We start from the raw sequence: 22,076 nt of genomic DNA on the forward strand, positions 1-22,076 counted from the left end.
CGCGGGGATTAGGATGATGCCGTCCCGCGACTGGCGCTGAAGATGGAATTCCATCGGGAAACGGGGCCGATGCGAGCCGCGCGCCTGGGTGATCCACGCCAGCGAAGGACCATCCCATGACCAATACAGCGTCCGGCACGACGACCGCCATCGTCTTCCTGCTCTTTCCGGGCATCACACAACTCGACTTCACCGCGCCCGCGCAGGCGCTGTGCCGAATGCCCGGCGCGGTGCTCGCGGGCGCGGCGGCGCGCCTAGACCCGATAGCGACCGACAGCGGCTTCGCTATCCTGCCGACGCATGACTTCGCGAGCGCGCCGCAAGCCGACATCCTCTGCATTCCCGGCGGGCACGGCGTTGCCGATGCGTTGAACGACCGGGCGACGATCGATTTCATCGCGCAGCAGGCGGCGGGCGCCGCGTGGGTGACGAGCGTGTGTACCGGCGCCTTCCTGCTCGGCCGCGCCGGGTTGCTCGCGGGCAAGCGCGCGACGACGCATTGGGCCTATGCGCATTTGCTGCCGCTCGTCGGGGCAAGCCATGAAAACGCCCGCGTCGTCGAGGACGGAAATATTGTGACCAGCGGCGGCGTGACCTCGGGGCTCGACTTCGCGCTGACGCTGATCGCCCGGCTCAAGGGCGACACGGTCGCACAGGCGATCCAGCTTGCCATCGAATATGACCCCGCCCCGCCCTTCCCCGGCGGCCACCCCGACCGAGCGGCGAAGGCTATCACCGCGGGATTGAAAGAGCATGTCTATGACGCCGCCGCGGCGCGAATGGAGGCGGCGCTCGGCGCCTAGCGGCAGTCGGCGAGCGCGATTTCGTAGAGCGTCGGCCAATATTTTCCGGTAACGAACAGCCGCTTCCCCTCCGCGTCCCACGCGATGCCGTTGAGCACGCTGTCGGTGCCGCTGACCCCCGCGTCGGCCTTGAGCGTCGACAGGTCGATCAGCGACACGACATTGCCGGTCGCAGGATCGATGCGGACGATGAAATCGGTCATCCAGACGTTCGCCCACACCTGACCGTCGATCGTTTCGAGCTCGTTGAGCATCGCGATCGGCCGACCGGCGAAACGGACGGTCACGCGCCGCTGTTCCGCCATCGTTGCCGGATCGAAGAAACGCAGTTCGGGCGTCCCGTCGCTCAGCACCAGGCTGCCTTCGACCATCGTCACGCCCCAGCCCTCGCCCTCATATTGGAAGGTTTCGAGGAGCTTCAAATCCTTGATCGACCAGCGGTTGCCGACGCCGCCCTGCCAGGTGACGCCAATTATCTGGTCGCCCCAGCGGGTGATCCCCTCTCCGAACTGGTCGGCGGGCAGCTTTGACTGCGCCAACGCCTTGCCTGTCTCGAGGTCGAGCCGGGCGACGCGCGACCGGCCATAGTGGCCGGTGGCTTCATAAAGATGCCCCTCGTCCCAGAAGAGGCCCTGGGTGAAGCTGGTCGCATCGTGCGGGAAGGTTTCGACGATGCGGTATCCGCAGCGCTCGATCGGAGGCGGTGCGGGCTCGGCGAGCAGCGCGAAGGCGAGGACGAACATCATCGCCGCCCTAGCTATGCCGCATAGCCTGAACAGGCAATGAGGGAACGGCCGTGCCCCTGCGAAGGCAGGGGCCCATCGCCGACCCAGTCGCCCTCAGCAATCGATAGCTCGGGAATGCGGCGGCAGGAGATAGGCCCCTGCCTTCGCAGGGGCACGTGGACCATAAAAAAGGGCCGGAGGATTTCTCCCCCGGCCCTCTTTTTCATTGGCTGAGTACCGAACGGTTTGGACCTTAGAAGTCCATGCCGCCCATGCCGCCCATGCCGCCGCCGCCCATGGGCATGGCGGGCTTGTCGTCGGGCGTTTCGGCGATGCCGGCTTCGGTGGTGATCAGCAGACCCGCAACCGAGGCAGCGTCCTGAAGCGCGGTGCGGACGACCTTGGTCGGGTCGATGACACCGGCCTTGACCAGGTCTTCATAGACGTCGGTCGAGGCGTTGAAGCCGAAGTTGCTGTCGTTCTGGTCGAACAGCTTGCCCGCGACGACGCCGCCGTCGAAGCCGGCGTTCTCGGCGATCTGGCGAACCGGAGCCTGCAGCGCGCGACGGATGATGTCGATGCCGCGGGTCTGGTCTTCGTTGACGCCCGACATGCCGTCGAGAGCCTTCGTCGCGTACAGAAGCGCGGTACCGCCGCCGGGGACGATGCCTTCTTCAACCGCAGCGCGGGTCGCGTGGAGGGCGTCGTCGACGCGATCCTTGCGTTCCTTCACTTCGACTTCCGAAGCGCCGCCGACCTTGATAACCGCAACGCCGCCGGCGAGCTTCGCCAGGCGTTCCTGCAGCTTTTCCTTGTCGTAATCGCTGGTCGTCGTTTCGATCTGCGCACGGATCTGTTCGACACGGCCCTTGATCGCATCATGGTCGCCAGCACCATCGACGATGGTGGTGTTGTCCTTGTCGATCGTGACGCGCTTGGCCTGGCCAAGCATGTTCAGCGTGACCGACTCGAGCTTGATGCCCAGGTCTTCGCTGATCATTTCACCGGCGGTCAGGATCGCGATGTCCTGCAGCATCGCTTTGCGGCGATCGCCGAAGCCCGGTGCCTTGACGGCTGCGACCTTCAGGCCGCCGCGCAGGCGGTTGACGACGAGGGTGGCGAGTGCTTCGCCTTCGATGTCCTCGGCGATGATGAGGAGCGGACGGCCCGACTGCACCACGGCTTCGAGGATCGGAAGCATCGACTGGAGGTTCGACAGCTTCTTTTCGAAGATCAGGATGTAGGGGTCCGAAAGCTCGACGAGCATCTTTTCGGGGTTGGTGATGAAATAGGGGCTCAGGTAGCCACGGTCGAACTGCATGCCTTCGACGACGTCGAGCTCGAAATCGAGGCCCTTGGCTTCCTCGACGGTGATCACGCCTTCCTTGCCGACCTTGTCCATCGCTTCGGCGATCTTTTCGCCGACTTCCTTGTCGCCATTGGCCGAAATGATGCCGACCTGGGCGATTTCAGCGGTGCCCGAAACGGGCTTCGACTGCGCCTTGATCGTTTCGACGACCTTGGTGACCGCGAGGTCGATGCCGCGCTTCAGGTCCATCGGGTTCATGCCGGCGGCAACCGACTTCATGCCTTCGCGGACGATCGCCTGAGCGAGCACGGTCGCGGTGGTGGTGCCGTCGCCGGCCTTGTCGTTCGCCTTCGATGCGACTTCGCGCAGCATCTGGGCGCCCATGTTTTCGAACTTGTCCTTGAGTTCGATTTCCTTGGCGACGGTGACGCCGTCCTTGGTGATGCGGGGCGCGCCGAAGCTCTTGTCGATCACGACATTGCGGCCCTTGGGACCGAGGGTCACCTTCACCGCGTCGGCGAGGGTGTCGACACCCTTCAGGATGCGTTCGCGCGCGTCGCGCGAGAATTTGACGTCTTTAGCAGCCATGTGCTTGTTCCTTTCAAAGGCGCAGAAAACTGCGCAACTTCACTTTCGATTCGATGAAATCGCTCAGGCGAGAACGCCGAGGATGTCCGATTCCTTCATGATCAGCAGCTCTTCGCCGTCGACCTTGACCTCGGTGCCCGACCATTTGCCGAACAGAATGCGGTCGCCGGCCTTGACGTCGAGCGGGGTGACCTTGCCGTCATCGGCGCGGGTACCGGTGCCGACCGAGACGACTTCGCCTTCCTGCGGCTTTTCCTTGGCGGTGTCGGGAATGATGATGCCGCCGGCCGTCTTTTCTTCGGCTTCGATACGGCGGACGAGCACGCGGTCGTGCAGCGGACGAAATTGCATGGATATCCCTCCAGAATTGCAATGGATGTCGCTTAGCACTCACAGGGCGCGAGTGCTAACAGCCGGCATATGGGCGGGGCATATGGCAGGGTCAAGGCAGCGGCGGGAAAAAAATCGATGCCGCGTTGTCGCTTTCAGATGGGACGCGAAATCCGGGCTTCAAGGGCAAGCGCGTCCGGTCCGCGATGCAGCGGCCCATATTGTTCAGCGGACCGCCGTTGCCGGCAACAGCCGCAACCGTTCGCGCTGCATCCAGCGCGACAGCATCAGCACCGCGACGATGCTGAGCCCGGTGGCGAGCCCGGTCCAGATTCCGACCCCGCCCCAGTCACGCTCGAACGCCAGCCAGGCGCCCACACCGATGCCGATCACCCAGTAACCGAACAGCGCGAACAGCATCGGGACGAAAGTGTCGTGCAAACCGCGCAACATGCCCTGCGCGACGACCTGCGCCCCGTCGGCGACCTGGAACAGCGCCGCGATGATCAGGAAGCTGACGGCCAGTTCGGCGACCTCGGCATTGGCGGGATTGGCTCGATCGATGAACAGGCCGGCAAGCGTGCCGGGGATCGCGAGCATGATCAGCGCCATCGCCGCCATGAACCCGGTGCCCATGATAAAGCTGGTCCAGCCGGCGCGGCGGACATGCGCTGCGTCGCCGCGGCCATAGCCGATGCCGACGCGGACCGTTGCCGCCTGCGCCAATCCCATAGGGACCATGAAGGTCAGCGATGCCAGTTGCAGCGCGACTGCATGCGCCGCGACCGCCGCCGTCGAAATCCAGCCCATCAGCATGACAGCCGCAGAGAAGACCCCGGCCTCGAAGGCGTGGCTGATCGCGATCGGCGTGCCGATACGTGTCATTTCGGCAAAGCGCGGCCAGTCGCTGCGCCACCAACGGCCGAGCAGGTGATAGCGGCGAAAACGCCGCTCTCGATACACGACCGCGATCATCAGCGCGAGCATGACCATATTCGTGAGCACGCTGCCGACCCCGGCGCCGACGATGCCGAGCGCCGGCATGCCGAACTTGCCGAAGATCAGGGCATAGTTGAAGACGATATTGCCGAGCACGCCGACAACCCCGACGACGAGCGACCACATCGGCCGTTCGAGCGCAGCGAGAAAGTTGCGGAACGCCAGCGTTGCGAGGAACAGCGGGATCGACCACATGTAGATGCGGACATATTCCTGCGCGAGCGCGGAGAGTGTGGCATTCTGCCCCAGCAGCAGCAATATGGCGCCGGTGTTCCAGAGGATCAGCAGCATCGGCACCGACAGCAGCGCCACGAGCCAAAGCGTCTGGCGAAAGGTCCGGCGGATATCGCGCACCGAATGCGCCCGGCGCCCGATCTCGCTCGCCATCAGCGGCGACGCGCCGGCCACCAGCCCCATGCCGAAAATGGCGAGCAGCATCGACAGGTTGAACCCGAGCGAGGCAGCCGCCAGCTCGGTCGGCCCCAGCCAGCCGACCATCAGTACGTCGGTGGCACCGATGAGCGACATGGTCAGATTGGTGAGGACGAGCGGCCAGGCGAGCGCCAGCGTCGCGCGAAATTCGGCGCGAAAGCCCCGCGAACGATCCGCGGCCAAAGGGGTGGCTTGCTGAAGCATAGCCGGCCCGGATAGGCGCAGGGATATAGGCGTTCAATACCGGATGATTTTTAGCGGATCATTTATTCGGTCGGGGTGGCAGAAAGGCAACAGCGATGATCTCTATGTTCACCCACCCCACATCGTCGCCATCTCGACCCCGAAGGCGACAAAGGTCAACGTCAACCCCGCGACGAACAGCCGGTAGGCATAGGCGAGATAGCGATATTTGCGCCGCGCGAGGACAATGCCGTTCTGATAGGTATCGCGCAGCATCGTCTCGTAAATGTCTTCCTCGCTGCGCAGCCGCGACTTGACCGCAGCGATATAGTCATCCTCATCCATCTGCGAAAAGCGGCCGAAGAAGAGGATGTTGCTATGGTCCTTGCCGTCCTTGTAGACGACCGGCGGCGCTTTTCCCACGCGCGGCAGCACCGCCGAAACGGCGAGCAGCGCCGACAGGAAGGAAAAGGTCGCGAGGATGGTCAGCGGCATCGCGAGCGCGCCCGCCCCGGCGCGCGCCTGCCCGATGGCGAGCGTGAAAACGACAAATGTCGCGCCCATCAGGATCGATGCCTTCTGGTCGGCCATCTGCGACAATTGCATCGTGATCTGCTGCGTCGTGCGCACCAGATGCACGGCGTTGGGCGGAAAGGCCGCGCCCGGTGCTGGCTTCGGATCGTCTGGCATCGGCCTGTCCCTCGTCTTCGACCCGCCACAGCGATGGCACGCCGCGCGTTTCTCGGCAAGATGCTGCCCTGTTCCCGCCGCATTCGCTTGCCAATCGCACATCATCGCGGCATGCCCGCGCGCATTCTTATTCCTGTATGGGACGCATAAAATGAGCACCGCCCTCACCGACCAGATTTTCGGCCTGATCGAACCGTTCAACAAGAAGGGCGTCGAACTGACCGACGCGACCACCTTTGCCGGCGACCTCGAATGGGACAGCCTGACCGTGATGGATTTCGTTGCCGAAGTCGAGGACACGTTTGACATCATCATCAGCATGAACATGCAGGCCGAGATCGAAAATGTCGGCCAACTGGTCGCCGCGGTCGAGAAGCTGAAGGCCTGACCGGGCGTGTTCCCCGGCGAAAGCCGGGGTCCATCGCGGCGTAGCGCAACCTATCTGGACCCCGGCTTTCGCCGGGGCGCACGGAAGAACCCAAATGACCGACCTCTTCTCCAAATTCGACCCGCTGATCCAGCAGCGCGAGGCATTGCTCGCGACGGGCGTCACCGACCCCTTCAGCCTCGTGATGGAAAAGGTGGTCTCGCCGACCGTCGCGATCTGCAACGGGCGCGAGACGATCCTGCTCGGCACCTATAATTATATGGGCATGACCTTCGACGAGGATGTCATCGCCGCGGGCAAGGACGCGCTCGACAAGTTCGGCAGCGGCACTACCGGCAGCCGCGTCCTCAACGGCACCTATCAGGGCCACAAGGAGTGCGAAGAGGCGCTGAAAGAGTTTTACGCCATGGATCATGCCATGGTGTTTTCGACCGGCTATCAGGCGAACCTCGGCATCATTTCGACGATCGCGGGCAAAGGCGACTATGTCATCCTCGACATCGACAGCCATGCCTCGATCTATGACGGGTGCAAGATGGGCGACGCCGAAATCGTCGCCTTCCGCCACAATGATATCGAGGCCCTCGAAAAGCGGCTGAAGCGCCTGCCTGCAGAAGCCGGCAAGCTCGTCGTGCTCGAGGGCGTCTATTCGATGCTCGGCGATATCGCGCCGCTGAAGGAAATGGTCCGCGTGGCCAAGGAAAATGGGGCGATGGTGCTGGTCGACGAGGCGCACTCGATGGGCTTCATCGGCGAACATGGCCGCGGCGTTGCCGAGGCGCAGGGCGTGATCGACGACGTCGACTTCATCATCGGCACCTTTTCGAAGAGCGTCGGCACCGTCGGCGGCTTCTGCGTGTCTAACCATCCGAAGTTCGAGATCATGCGGCTCGTCTGCCGCCCCTACGTCTTCACCGCCTCGCTGCCCCCCAGCGTCGTTGCGACCGCGGCGACGAGCATCCGCAAGCTGATGCACGGATCGAACAAGCGCGCGCATCTGTGGGAAAATTCGAAGACGCTGCACAAGGGCCTCAGGGACCTGGGCTTCACGCTCGGCACCGAAGAACCGCAGTCGGCGATCATCGCGGTCATCATGCCCGACCTCGAAAAAGGCGCGATGATGTGGGAAGCGCTGCTCGAAGAGGGGCTGTATGTGAACCTCGCGCGCCCGCCGGCGACCCCCGCCGGCATGACATTGCTGCGCTGTTCGCTGTGCGCCGAACATTCGAGCGAGCAGGTCGGCGAGATCCTTGGCCGCTTCGAGCGCGCGGGCAAGCGCGTCGGCATTATCGGCTGAAGCGAGCCGGCGCGGCGACCAGCGGATTCCTTTTCGGGGCGAATTGAACCCGCGCGGCCTTCGGTGCTTTGCGACGCACCGCTTGTCCGGTAAGAGATGCGCGTGTTCGAGCGGGATATCGAAAGCGAAAATGACGGCCGGCGGGAGCGTATTCGCTTCTGGTCGACGATCGTCCTCGGCGCGATCCTGACCGGTGTGGTCGGAGCGCTCGTCCTTCTGCTCGCCCGCGCCAACGACAATTACGACCGCTCGCTCGGCTGGCAAACGCAGAGCATGGAAGTCATTTCGCAGACCCGATCGGTCGATGCCGCTATCGCGCGCGCCGAAGCGGCGCTCGGCCGCTTCGCGGTCGGGCTGCAGAAAGAGGACGGGCGCATCTATGAATATCAGTGGGGCCGCGCGCGCCAGTTCATGGCGCGGCTGCAGCGCAACGTGCGCGACAATCCGAAACAGATGGCGCTGGTCGAACAACTGACGCGCGAGATGGACAGCCGCGGCGAGCAACTCGGCGATGCCGCACTGAGCGCCAATTACAACCAGACCGTCGCCGCCATTTCCAAATTTTACGCGGCCGGCAAGGGCGAGGGGCTGGGCCGGATCGACAAGCTGCTTTCCGAAATCATCGCCAACGAGCGCGCCCTGCTCAGCGACCGCAACCGGTTGGCGGCCGCCGATCGCGCCAGCCTCAACCAGGCGATCCTGCTCTTTTCGCTGCTCGGCGCGGCTGCGGCGGTCATCGCGATCGGCGCGACATTCTCGTTGATTCGCGCGGAGACGGAACGGCGCCTCGCGCGGCGCGAGCAGCTGGTCGAAAGCGATCGCGCCGCGCAGCTTGAAGCGGCGGTCGAGGAGCGCACCGCCGAGCTCGCCCATGCGAACGCGGCGCTGCGCAGCGAAATGACCGACCGCGAAGCCGCGGAGGCGCAGCTGCGTCAGGCACAGAAAATGGAGGCCGTCGGCCAGCTGACCGGCGGCATCGCGCATGATTTCAACAATATGTTGGCGGTCGTCGTCGGCGGCCTGGAGCTTGCGCAGCGCTGGCTTCCCGATACGCCCGAAAAGGCGCAGCGCCACCTCGCCAACGCGCTCGACGGCGCCAATCGCGCCGCCGACCTGACGCGGCGCCTGCTGACCTTCGCCCGGTCGGAGCCCGCGCGGCCCGAAATGACCCCGATCGACGAATGCATCGCAAGCTTTGCGCAATTGATCGAGCGCACGATCGGCGACCGGATCGCGTTGACGCTCGATCTTCAGGCCGAAGGCCGCGCCTGCTGGATCGACCGGCAACAATTCGAAAACGCCCTGCTCAATCTGGCGGTCAATGCGCGCGACGCGATGAACGGCCATGGATCGCTCACGATCCGCACGCAGGGCGACCGCGAAGGCATGGCGGCGGCGCTCGCGGTGCAGGTGATCGACACCGGCTGCGGCATGTCGCCCGAAGTTCTCGAGCGCGTCTTCGATCCCTTTTACACCACCAAGCCTGCGGGCCAGGGCACCGGGCTCGGCATGAGCCAGGTCTTCGCCTTCTGCCGCCAGTCGGGCGGCGAGGTGCAGATTTCGTCGACCGAGGGCGAAGGCACGAGCGTCGCCATGCTGCTGCCCATCGCAAAACCGTTGGCCGACACCGTGGACGACACGGCCCCGGGCGATGCCGCCGCGCCCGCGACGCCCGCCGACGCACTCAGCATTCTGGTGGTCGAGGACGACGCGCGCGTCCTGGCCGCGACGGTCGATGCGGTCAGCGAGCTCGGCCATACCGCGGTCGCGTGTGGCAATCCAATGGAGGCCGAGGCCTTGGTCGAAGGACGGCTGGCCGAAGGCCGCGGCGGTTTCGACCTGATCCTCTCCGACGTGCTGATGCCCGAACTCACCGGCCCCGAAATGGTCGCGCGATTGAAACAGCGCTGGCCCGAACTGTCGGTGCTGTTCGTGACCGGCTATGCGGGCGATGCCAGCGAGGACGCCGCCTTCGGCGACCATGACGTGCTGCGCAAACCCTTCACGCTCAGCGCGCTCGACCAGGCAATCCGGCGGAGCGGCGAGCATCGGCCCGACGGTCAGCGGCTGGCGAGTTGAGCCTTTCGGGTCGCTGACTCCTCAGCGGATCGCGCCGCCCCGGATCAGACGCGGCACAAGCGTCAGCGCCGCGACGAGCGGCCAGCGGCGCTGCCACGGCTTGATTTCGATCTTGGTCCCGGCGTGGCGATTGATCTTCCACGCCAGATAATCGATCCCCCCGGCATAGGTCAGGCTCGCCTTGGCGAGCCGGGCGACGCTGAGCAGCTTGCCTTCGAGCCGCCGGCGCGCCCATCCTCCGGCGCGCGCGCTCTTCGGGATCGCCACGATCGCGGGTGCACCGAATCGTTCGTAACGGGCAGCATCGGCATCGACGACCGACTGCGCGCGGCCGGAGCGCTCGGCGCGCAGCTCGACCGAATAGGTCAAGGAAAAGGCGCGGCGCCACCAGTCGAGCGGCGCTTCGCCATCGACCCGGCCCGCCGCCGCGAGCAAGGTCGGCGCGGCGCGCGATACCGCCGCGACGGCGCGGTCGCGCGCGGTATCGTCGACTGCCCAGGCGAGCCGCGACGGCTGGGCGAAACGCGCCCACACCGACACGTTGCGCGTCTCGGGTCCGTTCAGCCGGTCGAAATCGGCTTCGCTCAGCACCGCATATTTCGCGATCAGCCCGCCGTGCTGAAACGGAAAGACATTGGGCGGAATCAGCCGGTTCGCCGCGGCCATCCAGCGTTTCGGATAGGCGTCGCCATAGTCGGAAACGATCAGATAGAAATCGAGCATCAGCCCGTCTAGCTCGCTTTCGCGCAGGCAACTGCCATAAAAGAGCACCGCGCGCGCGCTGCCCGGATATTGGGCGGCGAGCGCCGCCGCCATCGCGGCGACGCGCGGTTCGACGGGTCCCCCGAGTTCTTCGCGGACGAGTTCGGACAGGGTGGACATGAAAGGCTCAGGCGGCGAGGCGCAGGAAGGGAACCGGCTGCGTCGAGGTCAGGATGATCGGCATGCCGTTCTTGGCCTGGAAGATTTCGCCGTCGAGGATGACGTTCGAGCGTTCGCCTTCGATACGGATTTCGTCACCCTGCTGGAAATGCACGCCCTCGAGCTGCTTTTGCCCCAGCGTCCCGCGCCAGGTCGCGCCGAGCATCCGGAACAGCGCCCCGACATTGCTGTCGGTCGCGAGCAGCTTCATATTGCCGTTCGTGCCATAGGCTTCGCTGGTGCGGATGCTGAGCAGCAGTTTCTCGAGCGTCGTGACGATCAGAAGCGAGAATTTGCCCTTGAACTCGCCTTGGCGGACCAACGACACCGTCATCGGCTCGGGCTTGGGCGGCAGCCGCCCGCCGCCGATACCGAAGATGATCGCGAACAGCGCGAGCATCGCCGCGAGGAAATGCGAGATCCCGTTGGGCAGGCCGAGCGGATAGATGCGATTGCGGCAATAGAGCATCACGTCGGCGAGATAGGCGCCGCCGAGGAACATGCCGAGCACGGGGCGCGATTCATCGCCGCTGTCGAGCGAGATCAGCTGGCGTTCGATCACATGGTCTTCGAGCCGGCCGCTCTCGACCAGGTCGACGACGCGCTGCAACGCCTTGATCGGATCGCCCTCCGCCCCGAGGTCGAGCGCGATCAGATTGGTCTTGCCGTTCGGAAGCACCGCGACCGGCGGCGGCGAACCGCCGAAATGGCCGCCCGAGTAAAGTTCGGTCAGCGCCGCCTGCACCGTGCCGTCGCCGCCGTTGATGACGACGATGCGCGGACTGACCATCGCCATCGTGCGGATCGCTTCGCCGATCTGGTCGACGTCCTCGACTTCGTAATGGAAGATGTCGGGATGCGACGCGCAATATTCGCGAACCTGCGGCAACAGGGCACGGTTGCCCGTCGAACGTGGATTCGAAAGGAGCGCGACGCTGGCCATATCCGTTACATATATTTCATCGTGATCGAGATCTTCTTGGGCGCATCCCCGACCGAAAAGGCCGTCTTCTTGTAGCTCGGCTTGCCGAGGTTGAAGATGTTGATGCTCGGATTGTTCGACATCCCGCCGCCATCGCGGGAGATGTCGGTCTTGCCGTTGCCGTTGACGTCGTGACGCACCGCGATGCCGTACACGCCCGCTTCGGGCAGCGGCACGCAGACGGTCATCGAACCGGCGCGTGCCGGCACTTCGATACGGGCGAGCCAGCGGCCCTTCTCCAGCCAGTCAGCCGACGTGCCGCGATAGCTTTGCACGCGAATCTTGCCGGTCGACGCCTTGACGCCGCTGATCTGGACCAGCGTCGACGGGCCGCTCTTGCACTGCGACAGATCGTTCGAGATGACCCGGCCTTCCGCCTGCGCCGATGCGGCGAAAGCCAGCACGGAAACGCCAAGCAGTGCGGATACAAATTTCGACATGACCTCAAAACCTCCAGAGGCTATAGCCATCCCAGCGAGCGCGAGAGCGCGCGCTGACATGGGTCCCTGTCGCCCTTGAATCGGCATATCGGAAACAACTGCGGCCAAATCATGGTGATGGGGCGACGAAAGATTGAATAAGCTGCCTGCCATCGACCGCTACATCGCGCGGCTCATTTTCTTCCCGATGCTCGGCACGCTCGTCCTGTCGGCGATGCTGCTCGTGCTCGAAAAGATGCTCCGCCTCTTCGACTTCGTCGCGACCGAGGGCGGCCCCGTCAGCCTCGTGTGGCGTATGCTCGCCAACCTCATCCCCGAATATCTTTCGCTCGGCATCCCGATCGGGCTGATGCTCGGGATTCTCCTTGCTTTCCGAAGGCTTGCGACGTCGAGCGAGCTCGACGTGCTCAAGGGCGTGGGGATGAGTTTCGGGCGGTTAATGCGCATCCCCTTCGCCTATGCGATCGCGCTCGCGGCGCTGAACCTCGCGATCGTCGGCTTCATCCAGCCGGTTGCGCGCTATGCCTATGAAGGGCTGCAGTTCGAATTGCGCTCGGGCGCGCTCGGCGCATCGATCAAGGTCGGCGAATTCACCAAATTGGGCGACCGCATGACGCTGCGCATCGAGGAAAGCTATAATGACGGGCGGGCCTTGCGCGGCATCTTCGTGCGCGGCGAGCAACGCGACGGGCAGCGCGTGTCGGCGACCGCGGCGCGCGGTCAGTTCCTGGCGACCGACGATCCGAACACGATCATCCTGCGCCTGTCGCAAGGCGTCCTGATCCATGAATCGCCCAAATTTTCGGTGCCGCGTGTCCTGACCTTCGACAATCACGACCTGCCGATCCCGCTGCCCAAGATCGAGGCGTTCCGCCTGCGCGGCGGCGCCGACCGTGAAATGACGATTCCCGAGCTGTTCGTTGCGGGCAAGGACAGCAGCCAGCCCGAACAGACGCGCCTCGAATCGCGGGCGAATTTCCACTTCCGCATCGTCGAGGTGATGTCGATGTTCCTCATCCCGCTGATCGCCGTCGCGCTCGCGATACCGCCGAAACGATCGACATCGTCGCTCGGGGTCTTCCTGTCGATCGTGCTGCTCGTCACCCAGCACAAGATCAACCAATATGCCGAGGATCTGGGCGCGCGCGGGACGATCGATCCGCTGATCGCGCTCTGGGTTCCCTATCTGCTCTTCGCGGCGCTGGCGGTCTGGATGTATTATACGATCGCGCACGTTCCCGGCGGGCAGCCGATCGGCGCGCTCGAACGCGTCGCCGCCAAGGCGGCGCAGAAGATCCGCGGCCTGCTCAGCATGTTCCAGCGCGACAAGATACGGCAAGCCTGATGCACCAGCTTCATTTTTTCCCGTCGCGCACGATGGCGCTCTATGTCGGCCGCCTCTTCCTCGTCCGCTCCTTCTCGATCCTTTTCGCGCTGGTGCTGATTCTCCAGACGCTCGACCTGCTCGGCGAAAGCGGCAAGATCCTCGGCGTCGCGGGCAACAGCGATGCGGACGTGTGGCGCTATGTCGGGATGCGGCTGCCGCAGATCATCGAGACCTTCCTGCCCTTTTCCGTGCTGCTCGGCACGATATTGACGATGGTGACGCTCAACCAGAACAGCGAGGTCATCGCGATGAAGGCGGCGGGCATGTCGGCGCATCAGGTGCTCGCGCCGCTGTTCCTCGCCGCATTGCTCGTCGCGGGGATCAGCTTCGCTTTCAACGAACGCATCGTGACGCGCTCGACCGCGGCGCTCAGCGCGTGGCAGAAGGTCGAATATAAAAAGGTCCCCAAGGACAGCGGCATACGCACCAATATCTGGGTTCGCGACGGCGACGACCTGATCAACGCGACGACGGTCGATACCAGCGGCCCGACGATCGTCCTCGGCTATGTCACGATTTACGAGCGCACCGGCGGCGTGCTGTCGTCGATGCTCTCGGCCGACAGCGCGCGCGCGGTTGCGGGCGGCGGCTGGGAACTGACGAACGCGCGGCGCTTCATGCGCCGGTCGGGCACGCTCGAACCCCTGGGCACGATCATCGCGGCGAAAAATGTGCGCCCCGACCAGTTCACGCTCGCGCAGGTCGACGGCGACGAGTTGCCCTTCCTCCAGCTCCGCTCGGCGATCGCCGACCTCGAGGCCGCGGGGCGTCCCGTCGGCGCGCTCAAGGGCGTGCTCTGGCACAAGATTTCGGGGCCGCTGTCTGCGATATTGATGCCGCTGCTGGGCGCCGTCGCGGCGTTCGGCCTCGCGCGATCGGGCAAGCTGTTCGTGCGCGCGATCATCGGCATGGGGCTTGGTTTCGCTTATTTCGTCGCCGACAATTTCGCGCTCGCGATGGGCGATCTCGGCGCCTATTCGCCCTTTCTTGCGGCGTGGGGGCCGTTCATATTGTTTGCGCTGATCGGCGAGATGATCTTGATACGGACCGAGGAATAGGGGCGGAAAATCATCGACGGCAGGCGCAGCGACCCGACGAACTATGGCAGCAGATATGGCTGAAATCATCTCCACCCCGACGCTGTGGGCGGCGGTCGTGACCTTGGCGATCTTGGCGATTACCTATGCTCGGCGCAGACGGGGACATGCTCAACCTGAATATGCTGCGGCTACCAGGCTTCAGAAAATCATCTGCCTGTTGCTACTCGTCTTGCTGCTGGTTACGACAGTCATATACCACGCCGGCTTGGAACTATTTGGCGGTTACGAACAACAGGCGCTCAAAATTGCTCAAGCCGCAATGATACTATACGCCCTCGTGATAATAGCCAGACTGCAGCGCGCATAGAGAGCGGGCGATAGCTTTTACGCTCCAGCGGCGCCGCGCGCCGAACCCGCCACCAGCCGTACCACGAGGCCCGGAAGCCCGTCGTAATTCGCACCATGATATTGCGAGTCCGACGGCAGCGCGTCCTTCAGGCGGCGGTGCGCTTCGGCGAGCGCATGATAGGGAACGCCCGGCAGCAGGTGATGCAGCGCATGATAGCGCAGCCCCACCGGCGCCCACAATTCGGGCAGCAGGCCCGGCGGCGGGACGTTGACGCTGTCGAGGAACTGGCCCGTGACGGTCAGCACCGCACCGTCATTTTCCCAGAGGTGCGCGACGAGGGTGCGGATCTGGTTGAGCACCAGCGTCGCGGCGGCGATCGCGCCGAAGATGACCAGCGCGCGCAGCGGCACCCAGCCGAACACGCCGGCTGCGATCAGCAGGCTCGACCACGCCCAGGCGCCGCCTTCCTGCCACGCCCACTGGCGGCGGAACTCGCCCTCCGGCGGCTTGCGGCGGAACAGCGGGTTGATGATCATCCCCGAATAGCGTTCGACGACGATCCGGCGCAGCGGCGGGATCAGGAACGACAGCGGGGTCAGCACCGCATAGCGGAAGACGAGCGCGAGCGGCGCAAATGCCGCTGCGACAACGAACAACGGCACCGTCCACGGCTTCATCAGCGCGAGCGGCAGATATTCCGGGTCCTCGACCGTGCCATATTTGGTGCGGTTGTGGTGCAGGCTGTGAATGCCCTCATACATGAACGACGGGATCAGCAGCGGCACGCCGACGAGGATGTTCCAGGCGAGGCGGAAACCCGGCAGCGCGTTCTTCCGGATATGCGTCAGCTCGTGAATGAAGCTCCCCGCGCGGTAGAGCGCGACGACCGCAATTACCGCGGCGACCAGCATCCACGCGGTCGAGGGCGCAAGGATCGCCGCCGCGATGCCGGCATAGCCGACGAAAGTCGAGGCGAGGAAATCGGTCCAATAAATGCGCGCGCTCGGCTGCACGAGATCGCGCGTCAGCTCCGAAGCCGCGCGGATCATCGCCATATCGTCCGCGATCGCGGACTTCGGCAACTTATCGGCATCCGCCGACGGGGGAACCGGCGCCGCCGCGGGCGTCGACAGCCGGTCGACAAGAGTGTTCATCGCTAACATAGGCGGATCTTCACCATGATTTCGTGGCAGCAAAATGGCCGAATGCGGGTCGCCAGCGCCATTTCTATGCCCTAATGCGTCGCCACAAATATAGGGTTGGCTTTTCAGGAAACCAGTATGAGTGCGCACAACCAAGGCCCGATCACCATTCATCCGGTCAAGGACAAGGACGACCTGCGCGAGTTTGTCGAGCTCGCTTTCCGGCTCAACCGCGGCGATCCGGCATGGGTTCCGCCGCTGAAGGGCGAGGTCTACGGCCTGCTCACCCCCGGCAAGAATCCGTGGTTCGAACATGGCAAGGCGCAGTTTTTCCTCGCGCGGCGGGACGGGCGCACGATCGGGCGCATCTCGGCGCATATCGACGAACTCGCGCTCGCCCAGCCCGCCGAACAGGGCATGGGGCCGGGCACGGGCAATTGGGGGCTGCTCGAGGCTGAGGATGAGGCGAGCGCACAGGCATTGCTCGCCGCGGCCGAGGATTGGCTCCGCACGCAGGGCATGCACCGCTCGCTCGGCCCGCTGTCGATTTCGATCTGGGACGAACCCGGCCTGCTGATCGAGGGTTTCGACAACCGGCCGACGGTGATGATGGGGCACAATAGCCCGCTCTATCGCGGCTGGGTCGAGGGCGCAGGCTATCGGCCGGTCAAGCAGTTGCTGAATTACGACGTCGCGATCGACGACGGATTTCCCCCGATCGTCAACCGCATCGTCGCGGCGGGCGAGAAGAACGGCCGTATCCGCATCCGCAAGGTCAACAAGCGCCGCTTCGATGCCGAGGCGACACTGATCATGGGGCTGCTCAACGATGCATGGTCGGACAATTGGGGCTTTGTCCCGCTGACCGACAGCGAAATCGCCTATGTCGGCAAGAAGCTGAAGGATATCGTCTTCGAGGATCTGATCCGCGTCGCCGAAGTCGACGGCGAGCCGGTCGCGTTCATGATCGTGCTGCCCAACATCAATCAGCTGCTGATCGACATGGACGGCTCGCTGCTTCCCTTCAATTGGGCGCGGCTGCTGTGGTGGCTGCGGAGGCCGCAGAGCCATATCCTGCGCGTGCCGTTGATGGGCGTCGCGAAGAAGCTGCAGAACAGCCGTATGGCGAGCACGCTCGCCTTCATGATGATCGAATATATCCGCCGCGACGCGGTGCGCGATTATGGCACCAAACGCGGCGATATCGGCTGGGTGCTCGACGACAATCAGGGCATGAACGCGGTCGCCGAAGCAATCGAGGCCAAGGTCAACCGGGTGTATCAGATTTACGACAAAATGCTCTGATCGCTGGGACAGCTTTGCGACAAATGACAGCCATCGTGCATTGGGAGCACGGAAAGGCTTTGTCATGGCAGTCCAGTATCTTGCCGCAAATCGCTTCGGGCTTGGCCGCCGCTTCGACGATCCGGCGATGGGCGATCCGAAAGACTGGCTGATCCGCCAGATCGGCGATTACGACCCCGCCCCCGCGGCCATCGCCGACCTCGCGGGGCGCGAGGCGATCGCGACCGCCTATGCCGAATATCGCGACGAGCGGCAGGCGATGCGCCGCGAAGCGAAGAATGCGGAAATGCGCGACGACGACGGCAATGCGGTCGAGGCGATGCGCCGCATGTCGCGCGCCGGTTTTCGCCGCCACTATGGCGAGGCTGCGAGCGCGCGCCTCGCTGCCGCCGTCGCGACGCCGACGCCCTTCGCCGAACGCCTCGTTCATTTCTGGTCCAATCATTTCGCGATCTCGGCGGACAAGCAGACCGTCGTCGGCTTCGCCGGCAATTACGAGAATGACGCGATCCGCCCGCATGTCATGGGCAAATTTTCTGACCTCTTGAGCGCTGCGGTCCACCACCCCGCGATGCTGCTCTTTCTCGATCAGGCGCAAAGCTTCGGCCCCGACAGTCCGTTTGCGGCCCGCGTACGCAATCGTGGCAAGCGGCAGGCGCCGGGGCTCAACGAAAATCTGGCGCGCGAGATCATGGAGTTGCACACGCTCGGCGTGCGCGCCGGCTATACGCAGGCCGATGTGACGAATTTCGCCAAGGCGCTCACCGGCCTGACCGTCGCCGGGATCGGACGCGGTGCGGGACAAAGGCTGATGCCCGCCGACACACGGCCGGGCGAGACCGTCTTCGTCGATCGGCTCCACCAACCCGGGGCGCTGACCATCCTCGGCAAGCGTTACGACCAGCCGGGCGGGCGCCAGGCCGAGGCCGTGCTGCGCGACCTTGCCGTCCACCCCGCGACCGCGCGCCACGTCGCGACCAAGCTCGCGCGGCATTTCACGTCCGACGAACCGCCCGCGCCGCTCGTCGACCGGCTGGCTCAGGATTTCGAACGCACCGGCGGCGACCTGCCTTCACTCTATCGCACGCTTATCGCCTCGCCCGAACCATGGACGGCGGCGCCGACGATGTTCAAATCGCCATGGGACTGGACGGTGTCGATGCTGCGCGCGCTGAAAACGCCCGGGCTCGGTGAGCGACAGAATATCGCCGCGATGTTCGCCCAGCTCGGCCAGCCGGTGTGGCGCCCCGGTTCGCCCAAGGGCTATGACGATATGGTCGCCACCTGGGCGGGATCGGCGGCGCTCATGCAGCGCGTCGAACTCGCCAGCCGCATCGCGGGCCGGATCGGCGACCGCGCCGACGCGCGCCAGCTCGCCCCACTCGTCCTTGCCGACGCGCTCACCCCTGAAACGAGCCAGGCCATCGCGCGCGCCGACAGCCCCGGCCAGGGGCTCGCGATGCTGTTCGCCAGCCCCGCCTTCTTGCGGAGATAGACGATGATCCTTTCACGCCGCTCGATCATCCTGTCGGGGATCACGGTTGCCGCCGCGGGCGCGCTGCCCGGTTTCGCCTATGCTGCGGCGGGCACGCCCAAACGCCTCGTCTTCGTCATCCAGCGCGGCGCCGCCGACGGGCTCGCCACCGTCGCGCCGACGGGCGATCCCGCCTTCGCCGCCGCGCGCCGCGCGATGGCGGACGAAACCGCGGGCGGCGCGAAGCTCGACGCGATGTTCACGCTCCACCCGGCCCTCGCCCAGACGGCGGGCCTCTATACCGGCAAGCAGGCCCATTTCGCGCATGCCGTCGCCACGGCCTATCGCGACCGGTCGCATTTCGACGGACAGAATATGCTCGAAGGCGGCGGATCGCGCCCCTATGGCCGCGACGACGGCTGGGTCGGGCGGCTGCTGACGCTGCTCCCCGCGCCCGAGCGCGACGCGATCGCAATCGCCCCCGCGGTGCCGCTCGCACTGCGCGGATCGGTGCAGGTGGGCACCTATGCGCCGAGCCGCCTGCCGCAAGCCGACGCCGACCTGATCGCGCGGTTGACCGCGATGTATGCCGACGATCCCCTCCTCCACCCGCTGTGGGACAGCGCGGTCAAGACGCAGGAACTGGCGAGCGACATTGGCGGCAACAACGGCCGCAACGGCGCCGAACTCGGCAAGCTCGCGTCGTCGCTGATGCTGCCCGCCGATGGCGCGCGCGTGATGATGGTCGAAACCGGCGGCTGGGACACGCACAGCGGCCAGCGGAACCGCCTCGCGGCGCAATTGCGCGGGCTCGACCAGTTGATCGGCGCGCTGCAGACGGGGCTCGGCCCGGCGTGGAACGACACGCTGGTCATCGTCGCCACCGAATTTGGCCGCACGGTCGAGGTCAATGGCACCGGCGGCACCGACCATGGCACCGCATCAACCGCGATGCTGCTCGGCGGCGGTCTGGCGATGGGCGGCAAGGTGTCGGCCGACTGGCCGGGGCTTGGCGCCGCGGCGCGCTATGAGGGGCGCGACCTCAAGCCCACGCGCAACCTCGAAAGCGTGATCGCGAGTGCGGTCGCGCATCATTATGCGCTCGACCCGAAACGCGTGATGACGACGCTGTATCCTGACGCCTAACCCCAAGGCCCAACGCCCAACGCCATTGCGATGCGCTTTACGCCAGCACCGCCCACGTCGGCGCGTGGTCGCTCGCCTTCTCGCGCCCGCGATGATCCTTGTCGACGCCCGCATCGACCAGCCGGTCGGCGAGCGCGGGGCTGAGCAGCAGATGGTCGATGCGGAAACCATGGTCGCGCTGCCAGCCGCCCGCCTGATAGTCCCAGAAGGTCCAGATGCCGCCCGCCGGATGGCGGCTGCGGATCGCGTCGGTCCAGCCGTCGCCGAGCAGGCGGAACCATGCGTCGCGCGAATCGGGCTGCATCAGCGCGTCGGTCGACATCGCGCGCGGGTCCCACACATCGTCGTCGTGCGGGATGACGTTGTAATCGCCGGTCAGGATCGTCGGGATTTCGCTCGCGAGGAGGAATTTCGCGCGCTCGCGCAGCCGCGCCATCCAGCGCAGCTTGTAATCGAATTTCGGTCCCGGCTGCGGATTGCCGTTGGGGAGGTAGATCGACGCGACGCGCAGGCCGTGAACGTCGGCCTCCAGATAGCGCGACTGCTCGTCCTCATCCTCGCCCGCGAGCCCGCGCTGCGTTTCGACGGGCTGCGTCCCCTTCGCCAGGATCGCGACGCCGTTGAACCCCTTTTGCCCGTGATAGAGGAAGCCATAGCCCGCCGCCTCGATCTCCTTGGTCGGCATCGTCTCGTCGCTCGATTTCAATTCCTGCAGGCAGGCGATATCGGGCTGCGTTTCCTCGAGCCATTCGACAAGACGCGGCAAGCGGGCCTTGATCCCGTTGATATTGAAGGTCGCGATTTTCATGGCCGCACCTATGCCAGCAAGCTGGCAGCTTAGAAAGGCGTCAGATCGAGAAGCTAGAGCCGCAGCCGCAGCCCGAGGCCGCGTTGGGATTTTCGACCTTGAACGACGAACCGCCGAGCGAATCGACGAAATCGACGATGCAGCCGCGCACCAGGTCGATGCTGACCGGATCGACGACGAGTTTCACGCCATCGGTTTCGGTGACGATGTCATCGGCGTCGATGCTTTCGGCAAGACCGAAGCGATAGGTGAAGCCCGAGCAGCCGCCGCCATCGACCGCAAGGCGTAGCGCGGCCTCGCTTTCGCCCTTGCGGTCGGCGATCCAGCGGACGCGGGCCGCGGCGGCGGACGAGAGGGTGATATCGGAAAGCTGTGTGGCCATGACCGCTAGATAAGGGGTCGTGCGCAAATGAAAAGGGCGCCGCGACGGTTACCCCGCCTGGCGCCCCTCCTCTCCGACCCTGTAAAAGCTCTTATTCGGGACCGCCCATGGCGACATTCTTGCCCGTGATCGCGGCGATCGCCATCTGGTCCGAGCGAACGAACGGCATCGGATTGACCGGCGCGCCTTCGATACGGACTTCATAATGGAGGTGGTTGCCGGTCGAACGGCCGGTCGAACCGACATAGCCGAGGATGTCGCCCTTCTTCACCTGCTGCCCGGGGCGCACGATGTAAGACGACATATGGCCGTAGCGCGTCTGGATCGCATTGCCATGTTCGACTTCGACATAATTGCCATAACCGCCAAGGCGCTGCGCGCGACCGACGATGCCGTCGGCGGTCGCATAGATCGGGGTGCCGCGCGGCGCCGGAATATCGATGCCGTTGTGGCGCGCGACCTTGCCGGTGACCGGATGGACGCGCATGCCGTAGGACGACGAGAGCGACATCTGCTCGATCGGGCGGCGCGACGGGATCGCGACACCGATCGAGGCGGTCAGGCCGGTGTCGAGGCGTTTCCACGCCTGAAAGATCGCGCGGGCTTCGCTGTCCTCGCTGGCCGACGGCACGCCAGCGTCGAAGCTGTCGTCATCGGGTTCGTCGGGAGCGACAATGCCAGCGTCGGCGCTGGTTTCGGCGGCGTGGACGGCCGGGGTGGCCGCTACAAAACATGCTGCGGCGCAAAATATTGCGACTTGGTGCAACTTCTGCGCCAGAAGAGTGTTAATCAAAACAACGACCCCGCGTTTGCCATGTCGCCAAAGCCCGGAAAAAGGCCTTGGCGCCGGTGTTTCTTGGTTTGGATGATTGCTCAT

At 64.9% G+C, this 22,076-nt stretch carries 22 protein-coding genes and 1 riboswitch; of the genes, 10 read left to right on the forward strand and 12 right to left on the reverse strand.

What is annotated here, in order from left to right:
• Positions 1–16 precede the first annotated feature (16 nt).
• Positions 17–97: riboswitch (ZMP/ZTP riboswitch) on the forward strand.
• A 19-nt stretch (positions 98–116) separates the two neighbouring features.
• Complete coding sequence (locus VSX79_RS13155; RefSeq protein WP_179494733.1) at positions 117–803, forward strand: DJ-1/PfpI family protein; 687 nt, start codon at positions 117–119, stop codon at positions 801–803.
• Here the strand turns inward: VSX79_RS13155 and VSX79_RS13160 are convergent.
• From VSX79_RS13160 to VSX79_RS13180, 5 genes are all read right to left on the reverse strand, one after another.
• A complete protein-coding gene (locus tag VSX79_RS13160) occupies positions 800–1,546 on the reverse strand; it encodes a glutaminyl-peptide cyclotransferase (RefSeq protein WP_326913575.1) in 747 nt (248 codons plus the stop codon). The genes VSX79_RS13155 and VSX79_RS13160 overlap by 4 nt on opposite strands.
• A gap of 235 nt (positions 1,547–1,781) precedes the next feature.
• On the reverse strand, positions 1,782–3,425 hold the full coding sequence (groL, locus tag VSX79_RS13165; RefSeq protein WP_326913576.1) for a chaperonin GroEL: 1,644 nt from the start codon (positions 3,423–3,425) through the stop codon (positions 1,782–1,784).
• A gap of 63 nt (positions 3,426–3,488) precedes the next feature.
• A complete protein-coding gene (groES, locus tag VSX79_RS13170; protein WP_179494727.1) occupies positions 3,489–3,776 on the reverse strand; it encodes a co-chaperone GroES in 288 nt (95 codons plus the stop codon).
• Positions 3,777–3,980: 204 nt separating this feature from the next.
• Positions 3,981–5,369, reverse strand: coding sequence for an MATE family efflux transporter (locus VSX79_RS13175; RefSeq protein WP_306455560.1), 1,389 nt, complete (start codon positions 5,367–5,369; stop codon positions 3,981–3,983).
• Between the two features lie 129 nt (positions 5,370–5,498).
• Positions 5,499–6,059 (reverse strand): Pycsar system effector family protein, encoded by a 561-nt coding sequence (locus VSX79_RS13180; protein WP_179494723.1) that lies wholly within the window; start codon positions 6,057–6,059, stop codon positions 5,499–5,501.
• A 151-nt stretch (positions 6,060–6,210) separates the two neighbouring features.
• Here VSX79_RS13180 and VSX79_RS13185 point away from each other — a divergent pair, with 151 nt between their 5' ends.
• The 3 genes from VSX79_RS13185 to VSX79_RS13195 all read left to right on the forward strand — a co-directional run bounded on the left by VSX79_RS13185 (position 6,211) and on the right by VSX79_RS13195 (position 9,823).
• The gene (locus tag VSX79_RS13185; protein WP_179494721.1) at positions 6,211–6,447 is read left to right on the forward strand and encodes an acyl carrier protein; all 237 of its coding nucleotides are present in this window, start codon (positions 6,211–6,213) and stop codon (positions 6,445–6,447) included.
• A gap of 94 nt (positions 6,448–6,541) precedes the next feature.
• Complete coding sequence (gene spt / locus VSX79_RS13190) at positions 6,542–7,744, forward strand: serine palmitoyltransferase (protein ID WP_179494719.1); 1,203 nt, start codon at positions 6,542–6,544, stop codon at positions 7,742–7,744.
• A gap of 96 nt (positions 7,745–7,840) precedes the next feature.
• Positions 7,841–9,823 carry an ATP-binding protein gene (locus VSX79_RS13195; protein ID WP_218844294.1) on the forward strand — a complete coding sequence of 661 codons (1,983 nt, stop codon included), beginning with the start codon at positions 7,841–7,843 and terminating at the stop codon, positions 9,821–9,823.
• Between the two features lie 21 nt (positions 9,824–9,844).
• On the opposite strand, the gene VSX79_RS13200 is transcribed toward VSX79_RS13195, so the two are convergent.
• The 3 genes from VSX79_RS13200 to VSX79_RS13210 are packed head-to-tail and all read right to left on the reverse strand — an operon-like array spanning position 9,845 to position 12,166.
• Positions 9,845–10,705 (reverse strand): hypothetical protein, encoded by an 861-nt coding sequence (locus tag VSX79_RS13200; RefSeq protein ID WP_326913577.1) that lies wholly within the window; start codon positions 10,703–10,705, stop codon positions 9,845–9,847.
• 7 nt (positions 10,706–10,712) lie between these two features.
• A complete protein-coding gene (locus VSX79_RS13205) occupies positions 10,713–11,687 on the reverse strand; it encodes a diacylglycerol/lipid kinase family protein (protein ID WP_179494713.1) in 975 nt (324 codons plus the stop codon).
• Between the two features lie 5 nt (positions 11,688–11,692).
• On the reverse strand, positions 11,693–12,166 hold the full coding sequence (locus tag VSX79_RS13210; RefSeq protein WP_179494711.1) for a DUF2141 domain-containing protein: 474 nt from the start codon (positions 12,164–12,166) through the stop codon (positions 11,693–11,695).
• A 187-nt stretch (positions 12,167–12,353) separates the two neighbouring features.
• Between VSX79_RS13210 and lptF the strand changes: the two genes are divergently transcribed.
• Genes lptF through VSX79_RS13225 form a run of 3 tightly spaced genes read left to right on the forward strand, consistent with a single transcriptional unit; the run spans position 12,354 to position 14,960 of the window.
• Positions 12,354–13,511 (forward strand): LPS export ABC transporter permease LptF, encoded by a 1,158-nt coding sequence (gene lptF, locus VSX79_RS13215; protein WP_326915256.1) that lies wholly within the window; start codon positions 12,354–12,356, stop codon positions 13,509–13,511.
• Complete coding sequence (lptG, locus tag VSX79_RS13220) at positions 13,511–14,611, forward strand: LPS export ABC transporter permease LptG (protein ID WP_179494707.1); 1,101 nt, start codon at positions 13,511–13,513, stop codon at positions 14,609–14,611. Before lptF ends, lptG begins: the two co-directional genes overlap by 1 nt.
• A 55-nt stretch (positions 14,612–14,666) precedes the next feature.
• Positions 14,667–14,960, forward strand: coding sequence for a hypothetical protein (locus VSX79_RS13225; protein WP_326913578.1), 294 nt, complete (start codon positions 14,667–14,669; stop codon positions 14,958–14,960).
• A 17-nt stretch (positions 14,961–14,977) separates the two neighbouring features.
• Here VSX79_RS13225 and VSX79_RS13230 read toward each other — a convergent pair whose 3' ends face one another.
• A complete protein-coding gene (locus tag VSX79_RS13230) occupies positions 14,978–16,096 on the reverse strand; it encodes a fatty acid desaturase family protein (RefSeq protein ID WP_407697225.1) in 1,119 nt (372 codons plus the stop codon).
• Positions 16,097–16,222: 126 nt separating this feature from the next.
• On the opposite strand from VSX79_RS13230, the gene VSX79_RS13235 reads away from it, so the two are divergent.
• From VSX79_RS13235 to VSX79_RS13245, 3 genes are all read left to right on the forward strand, one after another.
• Positions 16,223–17,389: an N-acetyltransferase gene (locus tag VSX79_RS13235; protein ID WP_326913580.1), complete on the forward strand. Its 1,167-nt coding sequence runs from the start codon at positions 16,223–16,225 to the stop codon at positions 17,387–17,389.
• A 64-nt stretch (positions 17,390–17,453) separates the two neighbouring features.
• On the forward strand, positions 17,454–18,884 hold the full coding sequence (locus tag VSX79_RS13240; protein ID WP_326913581.1) for a DUF1800 domain-containing protein: 1,431 nt from the start codon (positions 17,454–17,456) through the stop codon (positions 18,882–18,884).
• Between the two features lie 3 nt (positions 18,885–18,887).
• Entirely contained in the window at positions 18,888–20,009 is a 1,122-nt protein-coding gene (locus tag VSX79_RS13245; protein ID WP_326913582.1) for a DUF1501 domain-containing protein, read from the forward strand.
• Between the two features lie 37 nt (positions 20,010–20,046).
• Here the strand turns inward: VSX79_RS13245 and xth are convergent, their stop codons facing one another.
• The 3 genes from xth to VSX79_RS13260 form a co-directional block, all read right to left on the reverse strand.
• Positions 20,047–20,817: an exodeoxyribonuclease III gene (gene xth, locus VSX79_RS13250; protein WP_326913583.1), complete on the reverse strand. Its 771-nt coding sequence runs from the start codon at positions 20,815–20,817 to the stop codon at positions 20,047–20,049.
• A gap of 40 nt (positions 20,818–20,857) precedes the next feature.
• Positions 20,858–21,199 carry an iron-sulfur cluster insertion protein ErpA gene (erpA, locus tag VSX79_RS13255; protein ID WP_179494694.1) on the reverse strand — a complete coding sequence of 114 codons (342 nt, stop codon included), beginning with the start codon at positions 21,197–21,199 and terminating at the stop codon, positions 20,858–20,860.
• Between the two features lie 91 nt (positions 21,200–21,290).
• Complete coding sequence (locus VSX79_RS13260; RefSeq protein ID WP_257018024.1) at positions 21,291–21,965, reverse strand: M23 family metallopeptidase; 675 nt, start codon at positions 21,963–21,965, stop codon at positions 21,291–21,293.
• Between the last annotated feature and the right edge of the window lie 111 nt (positions 21,966–22,076).

This window comes from Sphingopyxis chilensis, assembly GCF_035930445.1.
Taxonomy (GTDB): Bacteria; Pseudomonadota; Alphaproteobacteria; order Sphingomonadales; family Sphingomonadaceae; genus Sphingopyxis; species Sphingopyxis chilensis.

What these genes read in the sequence shown, in the direction of transcription:
- VSX79_RS13155 (WP_179494733.1), top strand. Translation starts at nt 117, where the DNA reads ATGACCAATACAGCGTCCGGCACGACGACCGCCATCGTCTTCCTGCTC.
- VSX79_RS13160 (WP_326913575.1), bottom strand. Translation starts at nt 1,546, where the DNA reads ATGTTCGTCCTCGCCTTCGCGCTGCTCGCCGAGCCCGCACCGCCTCCG.
- groL (WP_326913576.1), bottom strand. Translation starts at nt 3,425, where the DNA reads ATGGCTGCTAAAGACGTCAAATTCTCGCGCGACGCGCGCGAACGCATC.
- groES (WP_179494727.1), bottom strand. Translation starts at nt 3,776, where the DNA reads ATGCAATTTCGTCCGCTGCACGACCGCGTGCTCGTCCGCCGTATCGAA.
- VSX79_RS13180 (WP_179494723.1), bottom strand. Translation starts at nt 6,059, where the DNA reads ATGCCAGACGATCCGAAGCCAGCACCGGGCGCGGCCTTTCCGCCCAAC.
- VSX79_RS13185 (WP_179494721.1), top strand. Translation starts at nt 6,211, where the DNA reads ATGAGCACCGCCCTCACCGACCAGATTTTCGGCCTGATCGAACCGTTC.
- spt (WP_179494719.1), top strand. Translation starts at nt 6,542, where the DNA reads ATGACCGACCTCTTCTCCAAATTCGACCCGCTGATCCAGCAGCGCGAG.
- VSX79_RS13195 (WP_218844294.1), top strand. Translation starts at nt 7,841, where the DNA reads ATGCGCGTGTTCGAGCGGGATATCGAAAGCGAAAATGACGGCCGGCGG.
- VSX79_RS13200 (WP_326913577.1), bottom strand. Translation starts at nt 10,705, where the DNA reads ATGTCCACCCTGTCCGAACTCGTCCGCGAAGAACTCGGGGGACCCGTC.
- VSX79_RS13205 (WP_179494713.1), bottom strand. Translation starts at nt 11,687, where the DNA reads ATGGCCAGCGTCGCGCTCCTTTCGAATCCACGTTCGACGGGCAACCGT.
- VSX79_RS13210 (WP_179494711.1), bottom strand. Translation starts at nt 12,166, where the DNA reads ATGTCGAAATTTGTATCCGCACTGCTTGGCGTTTCCGTGCTGGCTTTC.
- lptF (WP_326915256.1), top strand. Translation starts at nt 12,354, where the DNA reads ATGCTCGGCACGCTCGTCCTGTCGGCGATGCTGCTCGTGCTCGAAAAG.
- lptG (WP_179494707.1), top strand. Translation starts at nt 13,511, where the DNA reads ATGCACCAGCTTCATTTTTTCCCGTCGCGCACGATGGCGCTCTATGTC.
- VSX79_RS13225 (WP_326913578.1), top strand. Translation starts at nt 14,667, where the DNA reads ATGGCTGAAATCATCTCCACCCCGACGCTGTGGGCGGCGGTCGTGACC.
- VSX79_RS13230 (WP_407697225.1), bottom strand. Translation starts at nt 16,096, where the DNA reads ATGAACACTCTTGTCGACCGGCTGTCGACGCCCGCGGCGGCGCCGGTT.
- VSX79_RS13235 (WP_326913580.1), top strand. Translation starts at nt 16,223, where the DNA reads ATGAGTGCGCACAACCAAGGCCCGATCACCATTCATCCGGTCAAGGAC.
- VSX79_RS13240 (WP_326913581.1), top strand. Translation starts at nt 17,454, where the DNA reads ATGGCAGTCCAGTATCTTGCCGCAAATCGCTTCGGGCTTGGCCGCCGC.
- VSX79_RS13245 (WP_326913582.1), top strand. Translation starts at nt 18,888, where the DNA reads ATGATCCTTTCACGCCGCTCGATCATCCTGTCGGGGATCACGGTTGCC.
- xth (WP_326913583.1), bottom strand. Translation starts at nt 20,817, where the DNA reads ATGAAAATCGCGACCTTCAATATCAACGGGATCAAGGCCCGCTTGCCG.
- erpA (WP_179494694.1), bottom strand. Translation starts at nt 21,199, where the DNA reads ATGGCCACACAGCTTTCCGATATCACCCTCTCGTCCGCCGCCGCGGCC.